The sequence below is a fragment of the uncultured Oceanicoccus sp. genome (genome assembly GCF_963968385.1).
Classification (GTDB): Bacteria; Pseudomonadota; Gammaproteobacteria; order Pseudomonadales; family Dasaniaceae; genus Oceanicoccus.
This window is the reverse complement of the sequence record NZ_CAXAHB010000074.1, coordinates 1-7,416: the sequence shown is the minus strand read 5'-3', so window position 1 is coordinate 7,416 and position 7,416 is coordinate 1. Positions and strand designations below refer to the sequence as shown.

7 protein-coding genes are annotated in these 7,416 nt (G+C 46.8%); 4 read left to right on the top strand and 3 right to left on the bottom strand.

Annotated elements, in window-relative coordinates; all coding sequences use genetic code 11:
• Positions 1-176 precede the first annotated feature (176 nt).
• The 4 genes from AACP44_RS07705 to htpX all read left to right on the top strand — a co-directional run bounded on the left by AACP44_RS07705 (position 177) and on the right by htpX (position 2,333).
• Positions 177-674: a DnaJ domain-containing protein gene (locus AACP44_RS07705; RefSeq protein WP_339339919.1), complete on the top strand. Its 498-nt coding sequence runs from the start codon at positions 177-179 to the stop codon at positions 672-674.
• Between the two features lie 137 nt (positions 675-811).
• A complete protein-coding gene (locus AACP44_RS07700) occupies positions 812-988 on the top strand; it encodes a DnaJ domain-containing protein (protein WP_339339917.1) in 177 nt (58 codons plus the stop codon).
• Between the two features lie 67 nt (positions 989-1,055).
• A complete protein-coding gene (locus tag AACP44_RS07695; protein WP_339339916.1) occupies positions 1,056-1,394 on the top strand; it encodes a hypothetical protein in 339 nt (112 codons plus the stop codon).
• Between the two features lie 51 nt (positions 1,395-1,445).
• Positions 1,446-2,333, top strand: coding sequence for a protease HtpX (htpX, locus tag AACP44_RS07690; RefSeq protein WP_339339914.1), 888 nt, complete (start codon positions 1,446-1,448; stop codon positions 2,331-2,333).
• Between the two features lie 53 nt (positions 2,334-2,386).
• On the opposite strand, the gene greA is transcribed toward htpX, so the two are convergent.
• The 3 genes from greA to carA are packed head-to-tail and all read right to left on the bottom strand — an operon-like array spanning position 2,387 to position 7,288.
• The gene (gene greA, locus AACP44_RS07685; RefSeq protein ID WP_339339913.1) at positions 2,387-2,866 is read right to left on the bottom strand and encodes a transcription elongation factor GreA; all 480 of its coding nucleotides are present in this window, start codon (positions 2,864-2,866) and stop codon (positions 2,387-2,389) included.
• Entirely contained in the window at positions 2,863-6,090 is a 3,228-nt protein-coding gene (gene carB, locus AACP44_RS07680; RefSeq protein WP_339339911.1) for a carbamoyl-phosphate synthase large subunit, read from the bottom strand. The genes greA and carB overlap by 4 nt, the downstream gene beginning before the upstream one ends.
• Before the next feature lie 43 nt (positions 6,091-6,133).
• The gene (carA, locus tag AACP44_RS07675; RefSeq protein ID WP_339339910.1) at positions 6,134-7,288 is read right to left on the bottom strand and encodes a glutamine-hydrolyzing carbamoyl-phosphate synthase small subunit; all 1,155 of its coding nucleotides are present in this window, start codon (positions 7,286-7,288) and stop codon (positions 6,134-6,136) included.
• Between the last annotated feature and the right edge of the window lie 128 nt (positions 7,289-7,416).

Here is a 7,416-nt window from a genome sequence, read left to right as displayed (position 1 = left end):
CGTCTCGTCTCCAACAGCATAATTCTGTTAGGCAGCACCAAGCTATGGCCTTATATGTAAACTAAAGTCATTTTTTTCTGTGCTGTCATACTGACAAATTAAGCAGTGGCGATCACTGTCTACGATGGGTATGATGCAGACAATGATTTAACTATCACTTGGGAGCCGAAACCACTGTGCTAGGTCACTTAATGGTTGTTATCGCGTTGATAGTGGCGATTGCCATTATTATAAATCGCATTAAAAACACCCCTAAACAACAAAAGAAGCCTCTCTATTGGAAGCTAGGGCTGGGCGGGGTAGCAATTGCTTTAATCTTGCTGGCAGTAACCGGACGTATTCACTGGATTGCAGCGATGATTGGGGCACTGATCCCTATCGTCAAAAGCTCGCTATCCGTTTTAATTCGGATGTTTCCGTTGTTTCAGCGCTATCTGGGCTCCAGAAAACAGGCCGGCAACAATAGGCAAAGCGGCCCACCCCAACCCAATAGCGATATGCATGAAACAGCTGCCTACGAAGTACTTGGCCTATCCCCCGGCGCCAGTAAAGAAGAGATTATTCAGGCACATCGCAAAATGATGCAAAAGGTTCACCCTGACCGTGGCGGCAGTGATTATCTGGCGGCGCAAATTAATCAGGCAAAAGAGCTGTTAATCAATAATCTGTCGTAACTGTCACTAGAAATTCGCGATAAAATCGAGCTTTATCAATTACTTTTTTACTCGGTTATTTTAAGTCTATGAGCACAGTCTTTGTTGTAAAAAATCAACATGGGTTGTTTCGCTACTAAACAAAAGGAATCGGAATTATGAATGATACAGCCGCATACGAACTACTTGGCCTGTCGCCCGGCGCCAGTAAAGAAGAGATTATTCAGGCACATCGCAAAATGATGCAAAAGGTTCACCCTGACCGTGGCGGCAGTGATTATCTGGCGGCGCAAATTAATCAGGCAAAAGAATTGTTAATCAACAATCTATCGTAGCTGTCACTAGAAATTCGCGATAAAATCCCTGTTTAAAAATCACTCTTTGTACGGTTGTTTTAATTCTATGAGCACAGTTTTTGTTGTTAAAAACCAACATGGTTATTTCGCTAGTAAAAATAAGGAATGGGAATGCGGTCGCGATGCCAAATTATTATTTCGTAGCCCGCATAAAGATGAAGCGTTAAATATCGTGTTTGAGTTAAGCTCTAGGGATATTTATCTGCGTGCTGAAGCAATCAGTGTTGCATTAGATGACAAACAGCAACCCGTTGTTGAGGTTACTGCACCTCCTAAGCCCAAGCCCGAAGCTGAAATTTCGGATCAGCAAAATGAAGATACTGAAGCGGTAAACCTTGCTGTCGTTGAATCTGTAGAGGCGGAATCAGCAACACCGTCGGTCTAATGCCGCCGGTCTAATATAGACCCTGAAACAATAGAGGATATCTTTCCAGCCATGCTACGTATCTTGCTTTTTCTTGCCACTAATATGGCGATTCTAGTCGTTGCCAGTATTACCCTGAGTTTGCTGGGCTTTAACTCGATGATGGCTGCCAACGGTGTTGATCTAAACCTCACGGCGCTATTGGTATTTTGTGCAGTGTTTGGCATGGCCGGCTCTTTGGTATCACTGATGCTTTCGAAATGGATGGCAAAGCGTAGCATGCGTGTTGAGCTGATTGACCGGCCTGAAAATCAACAGCAACAGTGGCTAAAGGACACCGTTGCCGAGCTGGCCCAAAAGGCTGGCATTGGTATGCCTGAGGTGGGCATTTTTCCTTCCCCCGCAGCCAATGCCTTTGCCACCGGAGCAAATCGTAATAATGCGCTAGTTGCTGTCAGTGACGGCTTGTTGGAGCGTTTTTCCCCTGAAGAAGCCAAGGCGGTGATGGCTCATGAAATTGGCCATGTCGCCAATGGCGATATGATTACCCTGAGTTTAATTCAAGGGGTGGTCAATACCTTTGTGATGTTTTTTGCCCGGATTATTGGCCATGCCTTTGACCGTATTGTATTAAAAAACCAGCGCGGTTTTGGCATTGGTGCCTGGATTGCCACCATGGTGGCGGAAATGATCTTGGGCATTTTGGCGTCGACAATTGTATTTTGGTTTTCCCGTCGTCGCGAATTTCGGGCGGACATTGCTGGTGCCGAATTGGCTAGTCGTAGCGGCATGATTGCTGCCCTGCAACGCCTACGCAGTGAGCAAGGTCTGCCGAATGATATGCCGGGTGAAATGGCGGCTTTTGCCATTAATGGCCAAATGAAAGCAGGCTTGATGGCTTTATTTTTAACGCACCCGCCGTTAGAAAAAAGAATCGCTGCATTACAAGCGGGTGCTTAAAAGAAGTTTTACAGGCAAGAAATCCAAATCAATGAAAGATGAGTGGGCTAGTGCTAAATATGCTCCACTCGGTCAATTTCATACTCAATATCACCACCCGGTGCTTTAACCATCGCCACGTCACCTTCTTCCTTGGCAATTAGGGCACGCGCAATCGGCGAGGTTACCGATATTTTTCCAGTACTCACATCGGCTTCATCTTCGCCAACAATCCTGTAAGTGACTTCTTCATCGGTTTCGCAATTAACAATGGTTACTGTAGTGCCAAAAATAACCTTGCCGGTACAAGGCATCGAAGTGATATCAATCACCACACTATTGCTTAACTTACCTTCAATATCCTGAATTCGGCCTTCGCAAAACCCCTGCTGTTCACGCGCTGCGTGATACTCGGCATTTTCTTTTAAATCACCATGCTCACGCGCTTCTGCAATGGCTTGAACGATCCGCGGACGATCTTCTGTTTTTAGCCGATTTAATTCTTCACGCAGCGCTGCTTCTCCAGCAACTGTCATCGGAACTCTGTCACTCATGCCAATACCCTCCCGTGAACTTCCTGTAAACGACGCACTTCTGAACGGTCGCTAGCGTTGACTTTAATAGCTTCACAAACAGCATCAGCACCCGCTAACGTTGTGGTACAGAAAACTTTTTTGGCCAATGCGGTACGACGAATAGAAGCCGAATCAGCAACGGACTTTCTTCCCTCAGTAGTATTAACGATTAAAGTAATATCATCGTTTTTCAAACTATCAATAATATGAGGTCGACCCTCTTCTACCTTATTAACCAATTCAACGCTAATACCCGCTGCAGCAATCACTTTTTGAGTGCCTCTGGTGGCGACCAATTCAAAACCTAAATCAACCAGCTTTTCAGCGATGGCGACTACACCGCTTTTATCCGCTTCACGCACACTGATAAAGGCCTTGCCGCCGCTTGATAATTTTTCTCCGGCTCCCAATTGCGCTTTGCCATAAGCTTCAGCGAAGGTGTCACCCAACCCCATTACCTCACCGGTTGATTTCATTTCTGGCCCCAAGATGGGGTCAACCGCAGGGAATTTATTAAACGGGAAAACCGCTTCTTTCACACTGTAATAAGGAGGAATAATTTCCTGTGTAAATTGTTGATCCGCCAAAGAGGTGCCAGCCATACAACGCGCTGCAATTTTGGCCAATGATGTACCAATACACTTGGAAACAAAAGGAACCGTACGAGAAGCACGCGGGTTAACTTCGATTACATAAATCTCGCCATCCTGCTCAGCTAACTGCACATTCATTAGACCGCAAACACCTAGCTCAATCGCCATCGCCTTAACCTGATCACGCATTTTATCTTGCTGTTCAGCGCTTATAGAATAAGGCGGCAATGAGCAGGCCGAATCACCTGAGTGAATACCCGCCTGTTCGATATGTTGCATAATGGCGCCAATCACTACGTCTTTACCGTCAGATACCGCATCGACATCAATCTCAACCGCTGCATTCAGAAAGTGGTCTAGCAAAACTGGCGATTCGTTAGAAGCTTGTACTGCTTCGTTCATATAACGCAATAATTCATCTTCGTTATAAACGATTTCCATCGCGCGCCCGCCCAACACATAAGAAGGACGAACCACTAGTGGATAGCCAATATCAACGGCAGCATCTACAGCTTCTTCCGTGGAGCGTACCGTGGTATTCGGTGGCTGCTTCAGGCCCAGCTTTTGAATCATACTCTGAAAACGCTCACGGTCTTCAGCCCGATCGATGGCATCGGAGGTGGTACCAATAATCGGTACGCCGGCAGCCTCTAGATCACGCGCCAGTTTTAAGGGCGTCTGTCCACCAAACTGGACGATAACGCCTTTGGGTTGTTCTTTATCAACGATTTCTAATACATCTTCTAAGGTGACTGGCTCGAAGTATAAGCGGTCTGAAGTATCGTAATCGGTAGAAACGGTTTCAGGGTTACAGTTCACCATAATGGTTTCATAACCATCTTCACGCATGGCTAGGGCCGCATGCACGCAGCAGTAATCAAACTCAATACCTTGACCAATACGGTTAGGGCCACCACCTAAGACTAGAATCTTGTCTTTGTCACTGGCATCTGCTTCGCACTCTTGCTCATAGGTTGAGTACATATAGGCAGTACTGGTGGAGAATTCTGCCGCGCAGGTATCAACACGTTTATAAACAGGACGAATATTTAACGAACGACGGTAATCACGCACGGCTTGTTCGGTTTCATTGAGTAAAACCGATAAACGGATATCTGAAAATCCTTTGCGCTTTAAGCGAAATAACGCATCGGCATCTAGTTCGTTCAGGGATGAATTTTTCAGCTTATTCTCGCTGGCAACAATATCCTCGATTTGCACGAGGAACCAACGATCAATTTTTGAAAACTCAAACACTTCGTCTAGCGTCATACCAGAACGGAAAGCATCGGCCACATACCAGATGCGCTCTGGACCTGGGTTAATTAATTCGCGAATCAAGGTATCACGAGCATCGGCTTTATCGGTATCTAACTGATGTTCAAAACCTGATGAACCAACCTCAAGACCGCGCAAGGCTTTTTGCATCGACTCTTGGAAGGTACGACCAATCGCCATAACCTCACCCACCGATTTCATTTGGGTATGTAAACGGGCATCGGCTTCGGCAAATTTTTCGAAAGTAAAACGGGGAATTTTAGTGACCACATAATCAATAGCCGGCTCAAAGGAGGCTGGCGTTGCCCCGCCGGTAATATCGTTTTGCAATTCGTCCAGCGTGTAACCAATGGCTAATTTCGCCGCCACTTTTGCAATCGGGAAACCGGTGGCTTTAGACGCCAGCGCCGACGAGCGACTTACCCGTGGATTCATTTCAATAATAACCAGTCGACCGGTGTTTGGACATTGACCAAACTGCACATTCGAGCCACCGGTTTCAACACCAATTTCACGCAGCACTGCCAGCGAGGCATCACGCATAATTTGATATTCTTTATCGGTTAGGGTTTGTGCTGGTGCAACCGTGATCGAATCACCGGTATGCACCCCCATAGGGTCGAAGTTTTCAATCGAACAAATAATAATGCAGTTATCATTTTTGTCCCGCACCACTTCCATTTCATATTCTTTCCAACCAATTAATGATTCATCGATCAATAATTCATTGGTCGGCGACAGGTCTAAACCACGTTCGCAGATTTCAATAAACTCTTCCTTGTTATAAGCGATACCACCGCCGGAGCCGCCCATGGTAAATGAGGGACGGATAATCGACGGGAAACCCAACTGGCTTTGAACCTGCAGTGCTTCTTCCATACTGTGGGCAATGGCAGAACGAGGTGTTTCTAGACCAATTTTTTTCATCGCCTTGTCAAACAGATCGCGATCTTCGGCTTTGTCGATAGCTTCTTTGGTGGCGCCGATCATTTCTACGCCATGCTTGGCCAATACACCGTGACGATCCAGATCCAAGGCGCAGTTAAGTGCAGTCTGGCCACCCATGGTAGGCAATAGCGCATCGGGCTGCTCTTTTTCGATAATACGGGCAACGGTTTGCCATTCAACCGGCTCGATATAGGTGGCATCAGCCATCGCGGGATCGGTCATGATGGTGGCCGGGTTGGAGTTCACCAGAATAACGCGAAAGCCCTCTTCTTTTAATGCCTTACAAGCTTGCGCACCGGAGTAATCAAACTCACAGGCCTGACCGATAATAATAGGGCCGGCACCAAGAATCAGGATGGATTGTATGTCGGTTCTTTTTGGCATGTCTTCTCCGCTAACCAGCTATACCGTCTGGTTAACCTTTCTGTTAAGCAAGTCGCTGTTGGATTAACTCAATAAAATGATCAAATAACGGTGCCGCATCATGAGGTCCTGGGCTAGCCTCTGGGTGGCCTTGGAAACTAAAGGCAGCTTTATCAGTGCGATGAATACCCTGCAGCGAACCATCAAATAAGGATTTGTGGGTTACTTTTATATTGTCTGGCAAGGTCGATTCATCAGCGGCAAAACCATGATTCTGGCTGGTGATTAAGACGGTACCGTCTTCAATATTTTGCACCGGATGGTTGGCACCATGGTGACCAAACTTCATTTTTACTGTTTTAGCGCCCGAGGCCAGCGCTAGCAACTGGTGGCCCAGACAGATGCCAAACACCGGAATATCGGTTTGCAGAATTTGCTGGATAGCTTCAATAGCATAGGTGCATGGCTCTGGATCACCGGGGCCGTTGGATAGGAATATACCATCAGGGTTCATTGCCAAGACATCAGCCGCTGGCGTTTCGGCTGGGACCACAGTCAGTTTACAGCCGCGATCGACTAGCATTCTCAAAATATTGCGCTTAACCCCAAAATCGTAAGCGACGACATGGTATTGGCATTCTTCATCACTAAAGGTTTTATAACTATCGCCGCCTTGCGGGTCGGCTGATAAAGTCCAGCTACCTTGCTGCCAGTTATAGGCTTCTTTGGTGCAAACCACCTTGGCCAGATCCATGCCTTCCAAACCAGCAAAATCTTTGGCCAACGCTAGCGCCTTGGTTTCATCCAGATCTTCACCCGCCATAATACAGCCATTTTGAGCGCCTTTATCACGAAGAATGCGGGTCAAACGGCGAGTATCGATATCGGCTATGCCAATGATATTACGGCTCACTAAATAGTCTTGCAGACTTTGCTGATTACGGAAACTGCTGGCTAATAGCGGCAGATCACGGATAACCAGACCAGCGGACCAAATCTCAGTCGCTTCTTCATCTTCTGCATTGGTGCCGGTATTGCCGATATGAGGGTATGTCAGGGTAACAATTTGCCGAGCATAGGAGGGATCGGTAAGAATTTCCTGATATCCCGTCATCGCCGTGTTAAAAACGACCTCGCCCACCGAATGCCCAACGGCACCGATGGCGATTCCTTTGAAAATACTGCCGTCCGCAAGGGCGAGTATGGCTGGTATTGTCAAGCAAACCTCCTAAATAAAGGGCATAGAATGTGAGGTAACAACCGATGTATCGGGGCAATAAATTGCTATCAGCAAGCCGTAAAAAAGCGAGATGAAGGTACAGCCTCATCTCGCTCTATATTCTCCCC